A 14,325-nucleotide genomic window follows, 5' to 3' on the forward strand; every position below is an offset into this window, starting at 1 on the left:
CAGTTTTCGAGCGGGAGCGATCGTGAGCCACTAGGCTTCCGAGTCGTCGCTCAAGGAGTCCCGCCATGCAGATCCGGTCCATTGTCGTCAGGAGCGCCGTCGCCTTGCTGCTGGCTTCGACGGCGATCACGACGATCAGCTGTTCGACCGCGACGGCGCCGACGGTCGCCACGGCGCCGGCCCCTCCCCCGCCGCCTCCCCCTCCCCCTCCTCCGCCGCCGCCGCCCCCTCCGCCTCCCACGCCCGCGCCCGTGGCGTCCGGCGAGGCCCCGACGGAGGTCGGCGACGTGGTGGTGACCGGCAGCCGCGTGCGTCGCGACGACGCCGGCGAGGGTCTCGCCGAGGCCGCCGCGCCCGACGCCCGCATCGCCGCCGCGACGCCCGTGGCCACCCTGCCGCCACGCAGCACGCCGCCGGCCGCCGCGCGGGTCCCGCAGGCCGGTCTGCTGACGGCGGGCGACTATGACGACCTGCTGAACCCCAGCTGGTACGCCGACTATGTGGGCCGCTACCTGCAAGGCCAGGGTCAGGGGGCGGGCGACCAGAGCCTGCCGTGGGTCGATACGCGGCAGGCCATCACGGTCTCGGTGCGCGACGCCGATGGGCGTCCCGCGCCGTTCGTGGAGGTGTCGGTCTCACGGCCCGAAAGCCCGCCGCTGCGCCTGCGCACGCTGGCCGACGGGACGGTCGTGCTGTTCCCGCAACTGGACCGGCTGGGCCGCACGGCGGACATCACCGTGGAGGGGAACACCCGTCGCCTGACGGTCGGACCGGACAGCGGGATGGAGATTCGCACCGCCCGCCGCGCCGCCGAGGTCCGGGCCTTCGACCTGCTGCTGGTCATCGACGCCACGGGCAGCATGGGCGACGAGATGGAGTATCTGAAGCGCGAGCTGGCCTCGATCATGGACTCGCTGGCCGAGCGCCATCCGGGTGTGAACACGCGGATCGGCCTGATCGTCTATCGGGACAACGGCGACCAGTATGTGGTGCGCGACTTCCCCTTCACCGCCGACGTCGGCGAACTGGTCCGGCAGCTGGCGGCCCAGCGGGCGGACGGCGGTGGCGACTATCCCGAGGCGATGGATCAGGCCCTGACGCGGGCGATTGACTATCCCTGGCGCGAGAACGCGGTGCGCTCGATCGTGCTGGTCGCCGACGCCCCGCCGCATGACAACCGGATCGCCGCAACCTGGGAACAGGTGCAGGCGGCGCGGGATCGCCGCATCCAGATCACCCCCGTCGCCGCCAGCGGCGTGGGCCACCGGGCCGAGTTCGTGATGCGCGCCGCCGCCGCCGCGACTCAGAGCCGCTATCTGTTCCTCACCGACGACAGCGGCGTGGGCAATGCGCACGCCACGCCCGAGGTGAAATGCTACGTCGTCAGCCGCCTCGACAGCCTGCTGCGCAGGGTGCTGGACGGCCAGATCTCGGGCCGCCGGATCGAGCCGACGGTCAATGAGGTGATCCGCACCGTCGGCCCCTACGACCGGGGCGCCTGCGGACCGAAATAGGCGGGATCAGCCGCCGCCGACGAACTGGACGACCTCGATGCGGTCGCCCTCGGCGACGGGGGTGACCGCGTGTTGGGACCTGGGGACGATCTCGAGATTCCGCTCCACGGCGACCTTGCGTACGTCCAGTCCCAGCTCCTCCACGAGGGTCAGGATGGTGGTCGCGTGGACCTCGCGAAGTTCGCCGTTGACCTGAATCTGCATGCCCTTGCGTCAATCTTCTTGCGGCGCGCGCTTGCCTGTCGCCACGCCTCAGCTAAAAGGCCCGATCCGATTCCATCGGAACGTCACCTCTGCGAGCGAATGCCCGACAGCCCCGTCCTCTACGTCCTGAATGGCCCGAACCTCAACCTGCTTGGGGTGCGCGAGCCTGAAATCTACGGACGCGAGACCTTGGCGGACGTTCAGGCGCTGTGCGAACGCACCGCCGCGGGGGCGACCGTGGTGTTCCGCCAGACCAATTACGAGGGCGAACTGATCGACTGGGTCCAGGAGGCCCGCGAGAAGGCTGACGCGCTTGTGATTAATCCCGCGGGGTACGGACATACGTCCGTGGCCCTGCTGGACGCCCTGAAGACCCTGACGGTTCCGATCGTCGAATGCCATTTGTCGAATCCGGCGGCGCGCGAGCGTTTCCGGCATCGCACCTATGTGTCGGCGATCGCCGCCGGCGTGGTTTCGGGCTTCGGCCCGATGAGTTACGAACTGGCCGTCAAGGCCGCCCTTGGACTGGTGCAGGAACGCAGCCTGTCCGAGGATCGTTCGCATTAAAGGACAGCAAGAGGCTCCCATGGCCGACCCGAAGAAGAACGAAGCCGAAATCGACGCGACCCTGGTGCGCCAGCTCGCCGACATCCTGAACGACACCGATCTGACCGAGATCGAGGTCGAGAAGGACGACCTGCGCATCCGCGTCGCCCGTGAAGTGACGGTGGCCGCCGCCCCGGTGACCTATGCCGCCGCTCCGGCCCCGGTCGCCGCCGCGCCGGCCGCCGCCGCCGCTCCGGTCGCCATGGCCTCGGACCCGGCCACCATCCTCGCCCGCTCGGGTGAAGAGGTGAAGTCGCCGATGGTCGGCACCGCCTATCTGCAAGCCTCGCCGGAAGCGCCGAAATTCGTCCAGCCGGGCGACAAGGTGAAGAAGGGCCAGACCCTGCTGATCGTCGAAGCCATGAAGACGATGAACCCGATCCAGGCCCCGCGTGACGGCGTCGTGGCTGAAGTTCTCGTCGGCGACGCCCAGCCGGTCGAGTTCGGCGAACCGCTCGTCCTGCTCGAGGCGTAAGCCATGTTCAGCAAGGTCCTGATCGCGAACCGCGGCGAAATCGCCCTGCGTATTCACCGGGCGTGCAAGGAGATGGGCATCTCCACCGTCGCCGTGCACTCGGAAGCCGACCGGGGCGCCATGTGGGTGCGTCTGGCCGACGAGAGCGTCTGCATCGGGCCTGCCCCGGCCGCCAAGTCGTACCTGAACATCCCGTCGATCATCGCGGCCGCCGAGATCACCGGCGCCCAGGCGATCCACCCGGGCTATGGCTTCCTGTCGGAAAACGCGCGCTTCGCCGAGATCGTCGAAGCCCACGGCATGACCTTCATCGGCCCCAAGCCGGAGCACATCCGGGTCATGGGCGACAAGATCAGCGCCAAGCAGACCGTTCTGGCCGCGGGCATCCCCTGCGTTCCGGGTTCGGACGGCGAGGTCGAGACCATCGAGGACGCCATCGAGGCCTCCAGGACCATCGGCTTCCCGCTGATCGTCAAGGCCGCCGCCGGCGGTGGCGGGCGCGGCATGAAGGTCGCCCTGACCGCTGACGATCTGGTCGAGGCCGTCCAGACCGCCCAGACCGAGGCCAAGGCCGCCTTCGGCAACGGCGCGGTCTACATGGAGCGCTACCTCCAGAAGCCGCGCCACATCGAGATCCAGGTGATCGCCGACAGCCACGGCAACGTCGTGCACCTGGGCGAACGCGACTGCTCGCTGCAACGCCGCCACCAGAAGGTTCTGGAAGAAGCGCCGTCGCCGGCCCTGTCGGCCGAGGGCCGCAAGAAGATCGGTGAGACGGTCAACAAGGCCATCGCCGCCATCGGCTATCTGGGCGTCGGCACCATCGAGTTCCTGTGGGAGGACGGCGAGTTCTTCTTCATCGAGATGAACACCCGCCTGCAGGTCGAACACCCGGTCACCGAAATGATCACGGGCGTCGATCTGGTTCGCGAACAGGTGCGCATCGCCGCCGGTTTGCCGCTGTCCTTCACCCAGGCGGACGTGACCTTCGAGGGCCACGCCATCGAGTGCCGCATCAATGCGGAAAACTCCGAGACCTTCACCCCGTCGCCGGGCACGGTCACGGACTTCCACGCGCCGGGCGGTCTGGGCGTGCGTCTGGATAGCGCCATCTACGCCGGCTATTCGATCCCGCCCTACTACGACAGCCTGATCGGCAAGCTGATTGTCCATGGCCGCGACCGCGAGGAATGCATCGCGCGCCTGAAGCGTTCGCTGGGCGAAATGGTCGTCGGCGGCGTCGATACGACGATCCCGCTGTTCCAGAAGCTGCTGGCCGAGCCGGACATCCTGTCCGGCGATTACGACATCCACTGGCTGGAGAACTGGCAGAAGCGCCAGAAGGGCGAAGCGTAGGATCGCGGTGGAGGAGCCGGGCTTCAGCGCCAGCGCCTCCTCCGGCCTTTTCGGGCCGGATGAATTGCTGAACTGCTATGCGACGGGCGTCTTTCCCATGGGAGAGGCGCGTGATGATCCGCGCGTGTTTCTGGTCGAGCCGGACCAGCGCGGCGTGATCCCGCTGGACGGCTTTCACATCCCCACACGTTTGCGAAAGACCGTGCGGGGCGAACCGTTCGAGGTGCGCGTCAGCACGGCGTTCGAGGCGGTGCTGGACGCCTGCGCCGCCGCCATGCCGGGGCGCGAGGACACCTGGATCAACGCCCCGATCCGGAGCCTGTATCTGGAGCTTCAGGCGCGCGGGAACGCCCATTCCATCGAGTGCTGGCGGGACGAGCGGCTGGTCGGCGGCCTGTACGGCGTGACGCTGGGCGGCGCCTTTTTCGGCGAGAGCATGTTCACGCGTGAGCGCGACGCGTCAAAGATCGCTCTGGTGCATCTGGTGGCGCGGCTGAAGCGCGGCGGCTGGCGGTTGCTGGACGCCCAGTTCCTGACCGAGCATCTGAGCCAGTTCGGCGCGCTGGAGACGCCGCAGGCCGCCTATCTGAAACGTCTGAAAGCGGCGCTGCCGGTCAGGCCCAATACGCGATCGCTGTTCGAACCGATGACCGGCGCGGAGGCGATCTACTACGCCTTGCAGCCGACGATCCAGGCGTCGTAGATCGGGTGTTGCAGGCCGCTGACGGCCGGCGACGAGGCGAACATCCAGCCCCGGAAAATCTGACGGGGAGGCGCGGGCTGGGTCGTGCCGCGCGGCTGGATGCTGACTTCCAGATAGGCGATCGAATCCTCGACCTGCTCGTCCGAGGCCGAAACCTCGCAGGCGCGGGCGGTGAAGATCAGGGAGCGCTGGAAGCGCACGGGGCGCCCGCCCACCTCGACCTCGAAACGCATGCGTTCGGTCGTGATCTTGTCGACGGCCTCGACGATGGCGATGCGACGGCGCTGGCGACGGCCCGGCGTGGCCGGTGGCTCGGCCTGAACCTCGGCGGTTTCGACGGCGGCCTCTTCCTCGGCGGCCTCTTCCTCGTCCGGGACTTCAGGCGTCACGGGCGTGGGCGCGGGCGGGGTGATGGCGACCGGAACGCTGGGCGCGGGCGCGGCTTCGGGAGCCGGTTCGGCGGGCGGGGTCTGCTGGCGGTTGAGATCCGCCGTGGTGTCCTGGATCGGACGGGCATCCTGCGGGATGTCGTTCAGCGCGGACGCCACGACGGCGCCGCCGGCGAGAATCGCCGCGGACGACAGCCCCGCGAGAATGAGCCCCCGATGTTTCATTCCGGCCGCCAGGCCTCGTAGTCGCCGGTGGCGGCGGGACGTTTGCCTTCAGCGGTCAGCGAGCCTTGCGGACGCCAGGCCATCGGGGTGCCGGTCAGGTTCGGCAGGTGATCCTTTTCCCACACGCGGCGCGGCAGCGGATGTTCGCTGGGCGCTTCGTCGTAGGTGTAGTGCAGCCATCCGTGCCAGTCCGGCGGCACCTTCGAGGCGTCGGCATAGCCGTTGTAGATCACCCAGCGCCGCTTGCGGCCGTCGTAGCTGACGGTGTCGCGCGACTGGTAATAGGTGTTGCCGAACTCATCGGTCCCGACCTTTTCGCCACGCTTGGCGATGGTGAAGAAGGTGCCGATGGTGGCGCCGCTGGTCCAACCGAAGATTCTGCCTAGCACGTCGGGAATTCCACTCGTCTGGTGTCGACCGGAACAGCCAGACGACAGCGGCGCGATCATAGAAACCGCGAAGGCCTACGTCCAGCGCAACGCGGTCGGCCGCAAACTCAACATCTTGGGGGTAACCATGCCTCCGCATGCCAGATTTATTGCAGATCGCGGGTTTCCGTCGTTAACGTCGGCGAAAGCCGCCCAGAGACCTCCTCGAGACCGTCCAGAGACTCCATGCGTCCCCTGCCCCGCTTCGCCACGCTCGCCGCCGCCGTTCGCCGATCCGTTCGCGAGATCGAGCAGGGCGGCCGCCTGATCGAGGCGATTGCGCCGGAGACCTGGTCTGATGCGCGGGTCGAGGCCTGGCTGGACTGGGCCGCCTCCGAAGGGCTGGCGCTGGACGGCGAGGATCCCATTATCCAGGCCGCCCACGGCTGGGCCGAACGGCATGCGCGGGATGCGGAAGAGGCCGCGGAACTGGCCGCCACCCTGCGGCTGGGCCTCGCCACGCCCGCGCGCCCGCAGGCCGTGGCCGTCGGCGACGCCCTGAACCTGTCCGATCCGGGCGCGGCGCGCCTGGTCGCCGCCGAGACCGCGCGCCGCCGCGCCGGTCGCCTGTCCGCCGGCGCCGTGGACGCCTTGGCCGGGGCTCTGGCCGCCGTCAGTGAAGCCGTGAGCCGGTGCGAGGGTCCGCGCGGCGACTGCACCGATCCGAACCACAACCCCGCCCTCGCCCGCGCGGCCCTGAGCGCGCGCCGGGCGGGCGCTTCTGACGCCGACATCCTGCGGGCCATCGCGGGCGAATCATTCGAGGCGGCGCCCCTGCCCGCGGCGCCGGAAGCGCCCTGGCTGGCCGTGGCGGATCGCGCCCTGACCGCCTCGGGCGCGCCGGAGGCCGGGCTGGCCGCCGAGGGCGCGCTGGACGGCGATCTGGTCCTGACCTTCGACCCGGAAACCGCCGAACGCCTCAGCGAGACGGCGCGCGGCCGCGCGGTTCTGATCAGCCTGACGGCCCTGCGCGATCTGACCGGCGAAGGCTTTGACGGCGCGCTGGCGGACCTGACGCGCCTGTGGACCGGCGTGCTGTCGGGCGCGGCGGGCGGACCGGTCTCGATCGGTCTGGCGGACCTGGGTGATCTGGTGCTCTGCGAAGGGGCGGCCGCGCCTCTGGACCGCGTCTCGGCGCTGGCGCGCCTGATCACGGAGGCCGCCGCGGGCCCGGTCAGCCTGTTCGTCGCGGACGCCGAGGCCATGCTGAGGCTGGGCGCGTCACCCCTGACGGCGCCGGATCGCTTCGAGACCGCCGACGCCGAGACGGCGGTGCGGCTGCGTCCCTCGATGGCGGCGGCGCTGGAGGCGGCGGGGGCTGATCTTGAGGCGGCGGAACGCCACCTGCTGGGACGGCGGACGCTGGTGCAGGCGCCGGGCGTCGATCACGCGGCCCTGCGCGCCCACGGCTTCACCGAGGTGGAGCTGGAAGGGATCGAACTGGCGCTCGCGGTCGTGGATCGCCTGGAGGACGCCTTCCGGGCCCCGGTTCTGGATGCGGGCTTCCTGCGTGACGTGCTGGGCATTGAGGACGAGGCCGAGGTCGATCTGCTGGCCCATCTCGGCTTCGCGCCGGAAGATATTGAGGCAGCTGGCCTTTATGTGTTCGGCGCGGGCGATCTGACAGGCTGGACCGGCGCGCCGGAGGGGCTGGCGGAGGTTCTGGCCGCCCCTCGCGGGTTCGAGGCGGCGCTGCGGGCGAGGCTGGAGCCGTTCAGCGCCACCCCCGATCTGACGCCGAAGCCGCTGGAGTGGAACGCGACCCCGGTCCAGACCGCGCGTCTGCTGGCCGACGCCGCGCGGGAGGGCCGTCGCGCTGTTCGCCTGCTGCGCACCGAGCCGCCCGCCGGGCCGCTGCTCGACCTGCCCGAAAGCGCCGGACAGGAGCGCGAACGCCGCCGCGAGCCGGAGGTGAAGCCCGTCGAACGCGTGATCGAGAAGGTGGTCGAGCGCGACCGCACCCGCCGCAAGCTGCCGGACCGTCGCAAGGGCTACATCCAGAAGGCCGCCGTGGGCGGGCACAAGGTCTATATCCACACCGGCGAGTACGAAGACGGCGAACTGGGTGAAATCTTCATCGACATGCACAAGGAAGGCGCCGCCTTCCGCTCGCTGATGAACAATTTCGCCATCGCGATCTCGATCGGGCTTCAATACGGCGTGCCGCTGGACGAGTTCGTGGACGCCTTCGTGTTCACCCGGTTCGAGCCGGCCGGACGGGTCACGGGCAATGACTCGATCAAGTCGGCGACCTCGATCCTCGACTACATCTTCCGGGAGCTGGGCGTGTCCTATCTGGACCGGCAGGAGCTGGCCAACGCCGATGCCGGGGCCGGCGACGGGCTGGGCGGGGCCAATGACGGCGAGGCGCCCGAAGCCGTGCCCGCCGCCCGCTTCATCTCCAAGGGCTTCGCCCGCGGCGCCGCGCCGGACAATCTGGTCGTCCTGCCGTTCGGGCAGAAGAAGGAGGCGGCGGAGCCGTCCACCCGGACCGTCAGCGAGGCGGTGGCCTGTCCCGCCTGCGGTGATCTGGCGCTGCAACAGCGTGGCGCGGGCTGGGTTTGCGACACCTGCGGCGCATCGCCGTCGATGCAGGGTTAATCAACGAATTGCTGTCAGGCTTGGATCGCCCACCCGAGCGCCGGAGCCTGAGATGAAGCTGTTCCCGACCCCTTCCGCCCTGGCGATCGTCCTGTCGGTCGCCCTCGCCTCGCCCGCGCTGGCCCAGAACGCCGGGCAGATCGCCAGCGTCCAGCGCGGCGGGAACTGCCCGGGCTGCAACCTGTTCCAGGCGCCGCTGTCGGGGCTGGAGCGCAGCGGACTGAACCTGACCGGGGCGCGTCTGCGTCAGGCCGACCTGAGCCTGAGCGTGATGAACCGGACCCGTTTCACCAACGCCGACCTGCGCGACGTGGAAGCCTATGGCGGGGTCTTCTCCAGCTCGAATTTCTCGGGCGCGAATCTGACCAACGCCAGCTTCGTCGGCGCCTATCTGGACGGCTCATCCTTCGGGGGCGCGACCCTGAGCGGAGCCAACTTCTCCGGGGCCTCGCTGGAGCGGGCGACCGGGCTCACGCAGGCGCGCCTGAACCAGGCCTGCGGCGACGAGGCGACCCGGCTGCCGCGCGGCCTGTCCATTCCCCGCTGCTGATCGGCCACTGACGTTACGGCGATTTAAGTAGGGTTCTTGGGGGTTTGGCGGCATGAAGGTCATGTGAGACAGATCGCCTTCCCCATCCTCCGTCGCCTCAAGGCCCCCGGCATCGCCGGTGGAGCTCTGGCCGCCGCCCTGTGCGCGGCGTCGCCGGCGGCCGCGGAAATCAACATCCAGTTCCAGGAGCGCGGCGACGTCGCGCGGATGGTGTCGCTGGGTGGGTCCTGCAACCGTTGTGAATTGTCGGGACGCGATCTGACCGGCGCGGCCTTCACCGGCGCCAGCTTCACCAACGCCACCCTCGTGGGCGCCAATCTGCGCGGCGCCGAGCTGGTGGGCTCGAACTTCTCGGGCAGCGATTTCAGCCGCGCCAATCTGAGCGGCGCCGAGCTGGTCGGCGCCAACTTCACCGGCGCGAACTTCAGCAACGCGGAAATGGCGGGCGTGTCGGCCATGGGGGCGACCCTGGTGCGGGCCCGCATGGAACGGATCAGCGCCACCGGCGGTGAGTTCAGCGGCGCCAATATGAACGGCGCGATCCTCACCGGCGGCGGGTTCAACGGCGCCGAGTTGAGCGCGGCGACCCTCGCCAATGTCAGCGCCCGGACCGCCAACTTCAGCAATGCCGAACTGAATGTAGCGAACCTGTCCAACGGCGACTTCCGCAGCGCCTCGTTCCGGGATGCGGAGCTGAACGGCGCGCGGCTGACCGGCGGGCGGTTCGACGGCGCTAACTTCACCGGCGCTGAGCTGAACCGGGCGGACATCCGGGGCGCGGACCTGTCGGGCGTGCGCGGGCTGACGCAGGAGAGTGTCGGTCGGGCCTGCGGCGACGCCAACACCCGTCTGCCCGGCGGCCTGACCGCCCGCACCTGTCGTGGCGTGGGCTCGATCCGGATCGCGCCTCCGGCCCCGCCCGCGCCTCCGGCCAGCCCCACACCGCCCCGGGTGCGCAATTTCGTGGTCGCCGGCGGCAACTGATCCAGCAAAAAGGCCCCCGTCAGAGACGAGGGCCTTTTTTCCTGTCTCCGGAGACTGGCTCCGAGATCAGACCTTGAGGGCCTAGACCTTGATGGGCAGGGCCGTGCGGATGTGGACGTCCTTCAGCTGACGCTCCTGCGCCTCGGTCGGGGCGTTCATCAGCAGATCCTCGCCCTGCTGGTTCAGCGGGAAGGCGATGACTTCGCGGATGGCGGTTTCACCGGCCAGCAGCATGACGATACGGTCGATGCCGGGGGCCAGACCGCCGTGCGGCGGCGCGCCGTAGCGGAAGGCGTTGAGCATGCCGCCGAACTGCTCCTCGACGACCGAGCTGTCGTAGCCGGCGATGTTGAAGGCCTTGAGCATGATCTCGGCCTTGTGGTTCCGGATCGCGCCCGAGCACAGCTCATAACCGTTGCAGACGATGTCGTACTGGTAGGCGCGGATGGTCAGCGGATCCTGCGTCTCCAGAGCCTCCAGACCGCCCTGCGGCATCGAGAACGGGTTGTGCGAGAAGTCGACCTTCTTCTCTTCCTCCGACCACTCGAACATCGGGAAATCGACGATCCAGCAGAATTTGAACTGGTTCTCGTCGATCAGCTTCAGCTCCGTACCCACGCGGGTGCGGGCCAGACCGGCGAATTTGGCGAAGACCGACGGCTGGCCGGCGGCGAAGAAGGCGGCGTCGCCCTGACCCAGACCCAGCGCGGTCATCAGGGCCTCGGTCGGCTCCTGACCCAGGTTCTTGGCGATCGGCCCGCCCCAGGCGTTCTGGTCGTCCGACCAGAAGATGTAGCCGAGACCCGGCTGGCCCTCGCCCTGCGCCCACGAGTTCATGCGGTCGCAGAAGGCGCGCGAGCCGCCGGTCGGGGCCGGGATAGCCCACACGGCGTTCTTCTCGTCGGCGCCGAGGATCTTGTTGAACAGGCCGAAGCCGCCGTCGCGGAAATGCTCCGAGACGTCCTGCATCTTGATGGGGTTGCGGGTGTCCGGCTTGTCGGTGCCGTACCAGGCCATCGACTGGGCGTAGGTCAGGCGCTCGAACCCGGCGTGCTCGAACTGCTCGCCGAAGTCATTGGTGAAGGTGTGCTTGCCGTTGATCGGGGACACCGGCTTGCCGTCGGCGAACTCCTCGAACACGCCGTGCATGACGGGTTCGATAGCCGCGAAGACATCTTCCTGGGTGACGAAGCTCATCTCGACGTCGAGCTGGTAGAACTCCAGCGAACGGTCAGCGCGCAGGTCCTCATCGCGGAAGCAGGGCGCGATCTGGAAATAGCGGTCGAAGCCGGAGACCATGAGCAGTTGCTTGAACTGCTGCGGGGCCTGCGGCAGGGCGTAGAACTTGCCCGGGTGCAGGCGCGACGGGACCAGGAAGTCGCGCGCGCCTTCGGGCGAGGACGCCGTCAGGATCGGGGTCTGATACTCAAGGAAGCCCTGACCGACCATGCGTTGGCGGATCGAGGAGATCACCTTCGAGCGCAGGACGATGTTCCTGTGCAGACGCTCGCGACGCAGGTCGAGGAAGCGGTTCTGCAGGCGGATGTCCTCCGGATACTCCTGATCGCCGAAGACCGGCATCGGCAGTTCCGCGGCTTCCGACAGAACCTCGATGCCCGCGACGCGAACCTCGATCTCGCCGGTCGGCAGGTTGGGGTTCACGACCGAGGCGTCACGGGCGATGACCTCGCCGTCGACGCGGATCACGCTCTCGGCGCGCAGGCGCTCGACCAGATCGAAGCCCGGGGTTTCCGGGTGCAGGACCAGCTGGGTCAGGCCGTAGTGGTCGCGCAGGTCGACGAACAGAAGGCCGCCGTGATCGCGCTTGCGGTGCACCCAGCCCGACAGGCGGACATTGGCGCCGGCGTCGGTCAAACGGAGGGCGCCGCAGGTGTGGGAGCGATAGGCGTGCATGGTCGGTTCGTTCTGGATTCGGGCCCGCGAGGGGCGGAATTCGGGAGGGCGGAAAGGCGCATCATCCCCCCTGAAAGTCAAGGTGGGAGGCGGGTTGCGGAGGGGGCGGCCTGGCCGCTCTCCCTGTCTGCTATCGTCATCCCGGGGGCGCGAAGCGAACCCCGGGACCCAACGGCGCGCGAGAGCGCGTAACTATCGGGAGCGCTAGCGCCCGACTGTCTGGGTTCGGTTTTTCGCCGCCGTCGCGGCGCCGCTGGGTCCCGGCCTTCGCCGGGATGACGATAGCAGTTGAAAACAAGGGCCGCTCCGCTCCACCGATCCACAGACCGCGCCGTTCCGTCCACGGACGAAGACCACGACGCAGTCGCCGACGCCGCGCATCTGCTATGGTGAACGCGATGACGAACCGCCTGCCCGCTTTTGACCAGATGCGTCTGCCCCTCCAGAGCGACCTGCCGGAGGGCGCGGACAGTTTTGTCGTTTCCGACAGCAATCGCGCCGCCGTCGAGGCGCTGGCCGACTGGCCCAATCTGATCGGCGGGGTCATGGCCGTCTGCGGCCCGGCGGGCAGCGGCAAGAGCCGTCTGGGCCAGATGTGGGCCGAGCGCGTGGGCGCCGTCGCCTTCAACGGCGCGGAGGCGGCGCTGGTCGACCCGATGGAGATCGAGGGGCGACCCGTCCTGCTGGACCGCGCCATGGAGGCCGATGACGAGACCCTGTTCCACCTGATCAACCTTGCCCAGCTGCCCGGCGGGGCCATGCTGATGATCTCGCGCCCTGCCCCGTCGGCGTGGGAAGTCGCCCTGCCCGACCTGCGCTCGCGTCTGGACGCCGTCATCAGCGTGCCGGTCGAGGCGCCCGACGACGCGGTTCTGGCCGCCATGCTGGACGCCCGCTTCGCCGAGCGCGGCATCCGCCCGGCCAGGGACGTCATCCCCTATCTGCTGCGCCGTATCGACCGCTCGGCGGCGGCGGCGGAAGCCGTGGTGGAGCGTCTCGACGCCCTGCACCGCCCGGTCACCCGGGCGCTGGCGCGGGAGGCGCTGGAGGGGGCGGATGAGAGCGGGGAGTTGTTTGAGTGAGGGGGTAGCGCTTGGCCGGAGCAGGCCTATGCCCTTGAGGCGGACCGGTAAAATTCGTGGGCGGTCGGCCATTCGGAAAGTTGGAGAAGGAGGCTGGCGGCGGCGGCCATTTCCGGAGTCGGGGATGAGCGCTGGTGCCACAGCCGGTATGTGTCGCCGTCGCGGGATTCGAGGATGGAGCTGCCGCTGTCGACCGGGCCGTTACAGCCGTAGGACGGAACGCGCAGGAGCGGTTCGAGGGCGGCTTCCACCCTCGCCTGCTCCTCGGGCGACAGAAGCCTCCGGACGCCACATCCGCGTTCGTCCGCGCAGGGGTGCAGCCATTTCGCGGTCATATGGAGACGTCCGCCCTCGACCTTCGTCAGCCTTACCGTCGTCACCACTTGGTTACTCAAAAGCGTGAACCGGAGCGTCGGGGACCGGCCCGCGTCGGCCCGGAAAAGCGGCTCCTCATTCACGGTCCGCAGCTGCCCCCTGAACCAGGACGCCTCGTGAGGTTCCAGCACCGGTCGCCGATGAGCAGGGTAGTACCGGTTCTCGGGACACTCGCCCGGTGTGGTCTGCAGATCCGGGGGGAAGAACGGGGTGTCGGCGAGGCTCGCATAGACGGCCCCCACGCTGCCGGCCACAGCCAGGGCGATGAGTCCGAAAGCCTTGCGTGAGAACATGGCGGCACCTCCGGAGTGGAGCATCCCGGCAAAGCTGCGGCTGTTCAAGGTCCACACGCATCTGATCATGGCTCGCCAGCCCGACGCGAAAGGCGCCCCTGAACGGTCTTAACCCTGTCATCCCTGTTCAGCGCGGGTTCATGGCGGGAGACCGAAACTGCTCATCAGTCGGGTCCTTCGTCGTGATCCTCCCCGGTCGCGGCGTCCTGCAAAAAGGAGACGCAAGATGAAGATGAACAAGCCCCTGATCGCTGGTCTGGCCGGTTTGATGGCCCTGTCGGCGCCGATGGCCGCCTCCGCCCAGTCGTGGCGCGGCGACCGTGATCGTGACGGTCGTTACGAGCGCTGGGAGCGCCGGGAAGACCGCCAGGATCGCCGCGACTACCGCCGCTACGAGCGCGATCAGCGTCGTTGGGAACGCGACCAGCGCCGTGAGTACCGTCGCTGGCAGCGCGGGTCGGTCGTTCCGCGTGAGTATCGCCGCAGCTGGTACGTGAACGACTATCGTCGCTACGGCTACGCCCCGCCCCCGCGCGGTTACGGCTACTACCGCACCAATACCGGTGATGTGGTGCTGGCCGCAATCGCCACCGGCGTGGTCATCTCGCTGCTGAACCGCTAGGTCG

15 protein-coding genes are annotated in these 14,325 nt (G+C 68.9%); 10 read left to right on the forward strand and 5 right to left on the reverse strand.

Features of this window, described 5'->3' with window-relative positions; translation table 11 throughout:
• Window positions 1-65: 65 nt before the first annotated feature.
• Complete coding sequence (locus FKQ52_RS08055) at window positions 66-1,514, forward strand: VWA domain-containing protein (RefSeq protein ID WP_141626704.1); 1,449 nt, start codon at window positions 66-68, stop codon at window positions 1,512-1,514.
• 6 nt (window positions 1,515-1,520) lie between these two features.
• Here the strand turns inward: FKQ52_RS08055 and thiS are convergent, their stop codons facing one another.
• Window positions 1,521-1,718, reverse strand: coding sequence for a sulfur carrier protein ThiS (gene thiS, locus FKQ52_RS08060; RefSeq protein WP_141626705.1), 198 nt, complete (start codon window positions 1,716-1,718; stop codon window positions 1,521-1,523).
• A 99-nt stretch (window positions 1,719-1,817) separates the two neighbouring features.
• Between thiS and FKQ52_RS08065 the strand changes: the two genes are divergently transcribed.
• The 4 genes from FKQ52_RS08065 to aat all read left to right on the forward strand — a co-directional run bounded on the left by FKQ52_RS08065 (window position 1,818) and on the right by aat (window position 4,858).
• Window positions 1,818-2,285 carry a type II 3-dehydroquinate dehydratase gene (locus tag FKQ52_RS08065; RefSeq protein WP_141626706.1) on the forward strand — a complete coding sequence of 156 codons (468 nt, stop codon included), beginning with the start codon at window positions 1,818-1,820 and terminating at the stop codon, window positions 2,283-2,285.
• A gap of 19 nt (window positions 2,286-2,304) precedes the next feature.
• Window positions 2,305-2,799: an acetyl-CoA carboxylase biotin carboxyl carrier protein gene (gene accB / locus FKQ52_RS08070; protein ID WP_141626707.1), complete on the forward strand. Its 495-nt coding sequence runs from the start codon at window positions 2,305-2,307 to the stop codon at window positions 2,797-2,799.
• A 3-nt stretch (window positions 2,800-2,802) separates the two neighbouring features.
• Window positions 2,803-4,155 carry an acetyl-CoA carboxylase biotin carboxylase subunit gene (accC, locus tag FKQ52_RS08075; protein ID WP_141626708.1) on the forward strand — a complete coding sequence of 451 codons (1,353 nt, stop codon included), beginning with the start codon at window positions 2,803-2,805 and terminating at the stop codon, window positions 4,153-4,155.
• A 97-nt stretch (window positions 4,156-4,252) separates the two neighbouring features.
• A complete protein-coding gene (gene aat / locus FKQ52_RS08080; RefSeq protein ID WP_240811803.1) occupies window positions 4,253-4,858 on the forward strand; it encodes a leucyl/phenylalanyl-tRNA--protein transferase in 606 nt (201 codons plus the stop codon).
• Here the strand turns inward: aat and FKQ52_RS08085 are convergent.
• Both FKQ52_RS08085 and FKQ52_RS08090 read right to left on the reverse strand, forming a co-directional pair.
• Complete coding sequence (locus FKQ52_RS08085; protein WP_141626710.1) at window positions 4,825-5,472, reverse strand: DUF2155 domain-containing protein; 648 nt, start codon at window positions 5,470-5,472, stop codon at window positions 4,825-4,827. The two genes, aat and FKQ52_RS08085, sit on opposite strands and share 34 nt — an antisense overlap.
• Entirely contained in the window at window positions 5,469-5,861 is a 393-nt protein-coding gene (locus FKQ52_RS08090) for an NADH:ubiquinone oxidoreductase subunit NDUFA12 (protein WP_141626711.1), read from the reverse strand. Before FKQ52_RS08090 ends, FKQ52_RS08085 begins: the two co-directional genes overlap by 4 nt.
• 225 nt (window positions 5,862-6,086) lie before the next feature.
• Here FKQ52_RS08090 and FKQ52_RS08095 point away from each other — a divergent pair, with 225 nt between their 5' ends.
• From FKQ52_RS08095 to FKQ52_RS08105, 3 genes are all read left to right on the forward strand, one after another.
• The gene (locus FKQ52_RS08095) at window positions 6,087-8,501 is read left to right on the forward strand and encodes a TSCPD domain-containing protein (protein WP_141626712.1); all 2,415 of its coding nucleotides are present in this window, start codon (window positions 6,087-6,089) and stop codon (window positions 8,499-8,501) included.
• A gap of 52 nt (window positions 8,502-8,553) precedes the next feature.
• Window positions 8,554-9,051, forward strand: a complete 498-nt coding sequence (locus tag FKQ52_RS08100) for a pentapeptide repeat-containing protein (RefSeq protein WP_141626713.1) — start codon at window positions 8,554-8,556, stop codon at window positions 9,049-9,051.
• Between the two features lie 63 nt (window positions 9,052-9,114).
• On the forward strand, window positions 9,115-10,035 hold the full coding sequence (locus FKQ52_RS08105; RefSeq protein ID WP_141626714.1) for a pentapeptide repeat-containing protein: 921 nt from the start codon (window positions 9,115-9,117) through the stop codon (window positions 10,033-10,035).
• An 81-nt stretch (window positions 10,036-10,116) separates the two neighbouring features.
• Here FKQ52_RS08105 and aspS read toward each other — a convergent pair whose 3' ends face one another.
• On the reverse strand, window positions 10,117-11,949 hold the full coding sequence (aspS, locus tag FKQ52_RS08110; RefSeq protein WP_141626715.1) for an aspartate--tRNA ligase: 1,833 nt from the start codon (window positions 11,947-11,949) through the stop codon (window positions 10,117-10,119).
• A gap of 428 nt (window positions 11,950-12,377) precedes the next feature.
• Here aspS and FKQ52_RS08115 point away from each other — a divergent pair, with 428 nt between their 5' ends.
• Complete coding sequence (locus FKQ52_RS08115) at window positions 12,378-13,031, forward strand: chromosomal replication initiator DnaA (RefSeq protein WP_240811594.1); 654 nt, start codon at window positions 12,378-12,380, stop codon at window positions 13,029-13,031.
• A 26-nt stretch (window positions 13,032-13,057) separates the two neighbouring features.
• Here the strand turns inward: FKQ52_RS08115 and FKQ52_RS08120 are convergent, their stop codons facing one another.
• Window positions 13,058-13,699 (reverse strand): hypothetical protein, encoded by a 642-nt coding sequence (locus tag FKQ52_RS08120; protein WP_141626717.1) that lies wholly within the window; start codon window positions 13,697-13,699, stop codon window positions 13,058-13,060.
• A 226-nt stretch (window positions 13,700-13,925) separates the two neighbouring features.
• Here FKQ52_RS08120 and FKQ52_RS08125 point away from each other — a divergent pair, with 226 nt between their 5' ends.
• Window positions 13,926-14,321 (forward strand): RcnB family protein, encoded by a 396-nt coding sequence (locus FKQ52_RS08125; RefSeq protein ID WP_240811595.1) that lies wholly within the window; start codon window positions 13,926-13,928, stop codon window positions 14,319-14,321.
• The last annotated feature ends 4 nt before the right edge of the window (window positions 14,322-14,325 follow it).

The organism is Brevundimonas sp. M20 (assembly GCF_006547065.1).
Taxonomy (GTDB): domain Bacteria; phylum Pseudomonadota; class Alphaproteobacteria; order Caulobacterales; family Caulobacteraceae; genus Brevundimonas.

What these genes read in the sequence shown, in the direction of transcription:
- thiS (WP_141626705.1), bottom strand. Translation starts at nt 1,718, where the DNA reads ATGCAGATTCAGGTCAACGGCGAACTTCGCGAGGTCCACGCGACCACC.
- FKQ52_RS08085 (WP_141626710.1), bottom strand. Translation starts at nt 5,472, where the DNA reads ATGAAACATCGGGGGCTCATTCTCGCGGGGCTGTCGTCCGCGGCGATT.
- FKQ52_RS08065 (WP_141626706.1), top strand. Translation starts at nt 1,818, where the DNA reads ATGCCCGACAGCCCCGTCCTCTACGTCCTGAATGGCCCGAACCTCAAC.
- accB (WP_141626707.1), top strand. Translation starts at nt 2,305, where the DNA reads ATGGCCGACCCGAAGAAGAACGAAGCCGAAATCGACGCGACCCTGGTG.
- aspS (WP_141626715.1), bottom strand. Translation starts at nt 11,949, where the DNA reads ATGCACGCCTATCGCTCCCACACCTGCGGCGCCCTCCGTTTGACCGAC.
- FKQ52_RS08125 (WP_240811595.1), top strand. Translation starts at nt 13,926, where the DNA reads ATGAAGATGAACAAGCCCCTGATCGCTGGTCTGGCCGGTTTGATGGCC.
- accC (WP_141626708.1), top strand. Translation starts at nt 2,803, where the DNA reads ATGTTCAGCAAGGTCCTGATCGCGAACCGCGGCGAAATCGCCCTGCGT.
- FKQ52_RS08115 (WP_240811594.1), top strand. Translation starts at nt 12,378, where the DNA reads ATGCGTCTGCCCCTCCAGAGCGACCTGCCGGAGGGCGCGGACAGTTTT.
- FKQ52_RS08100 (WP_141626713.1), top strand. Translation starts at nt 8,554, where the DNA reads ATGAAGCTGTTCCCGACCCCTTCCGCCCTGGCGATCGTCCTGTCGGTC.
- aat (WP_240811803.1), top strand. Translation starts at nt 4,253, where the DNA reads ATGGGAGAGGCGCGTGATGATCCGCGCGTGTTTCTGGTCGAGCCGGAC.
- FKQ52_RS08055 (WP_141626704.1), top strand. Translation starts at nt 66, where the DNA reads ATGCAGATCCGGTCCATTGTCGTCAGGAGCGCCGTCGCCTTGCTGCTG.
- FKQ52_RS08095 (WP_141626712.1), top strand. Translation starts at nt 6,087, where the DNA reads ATGCGTCCCCTGCCCCGCTTCGCCACGCTCGCCGCCGCCGTTCGCCGA.
- FKQ52_RS08120 (WP_141626717.1), bottom strand. Translation starts at nt 13,699, where the DNA reads ATGTTCTCACGCAAGGCTTTCGGACTCATCGCCCTGGCTGTGGCCGGC.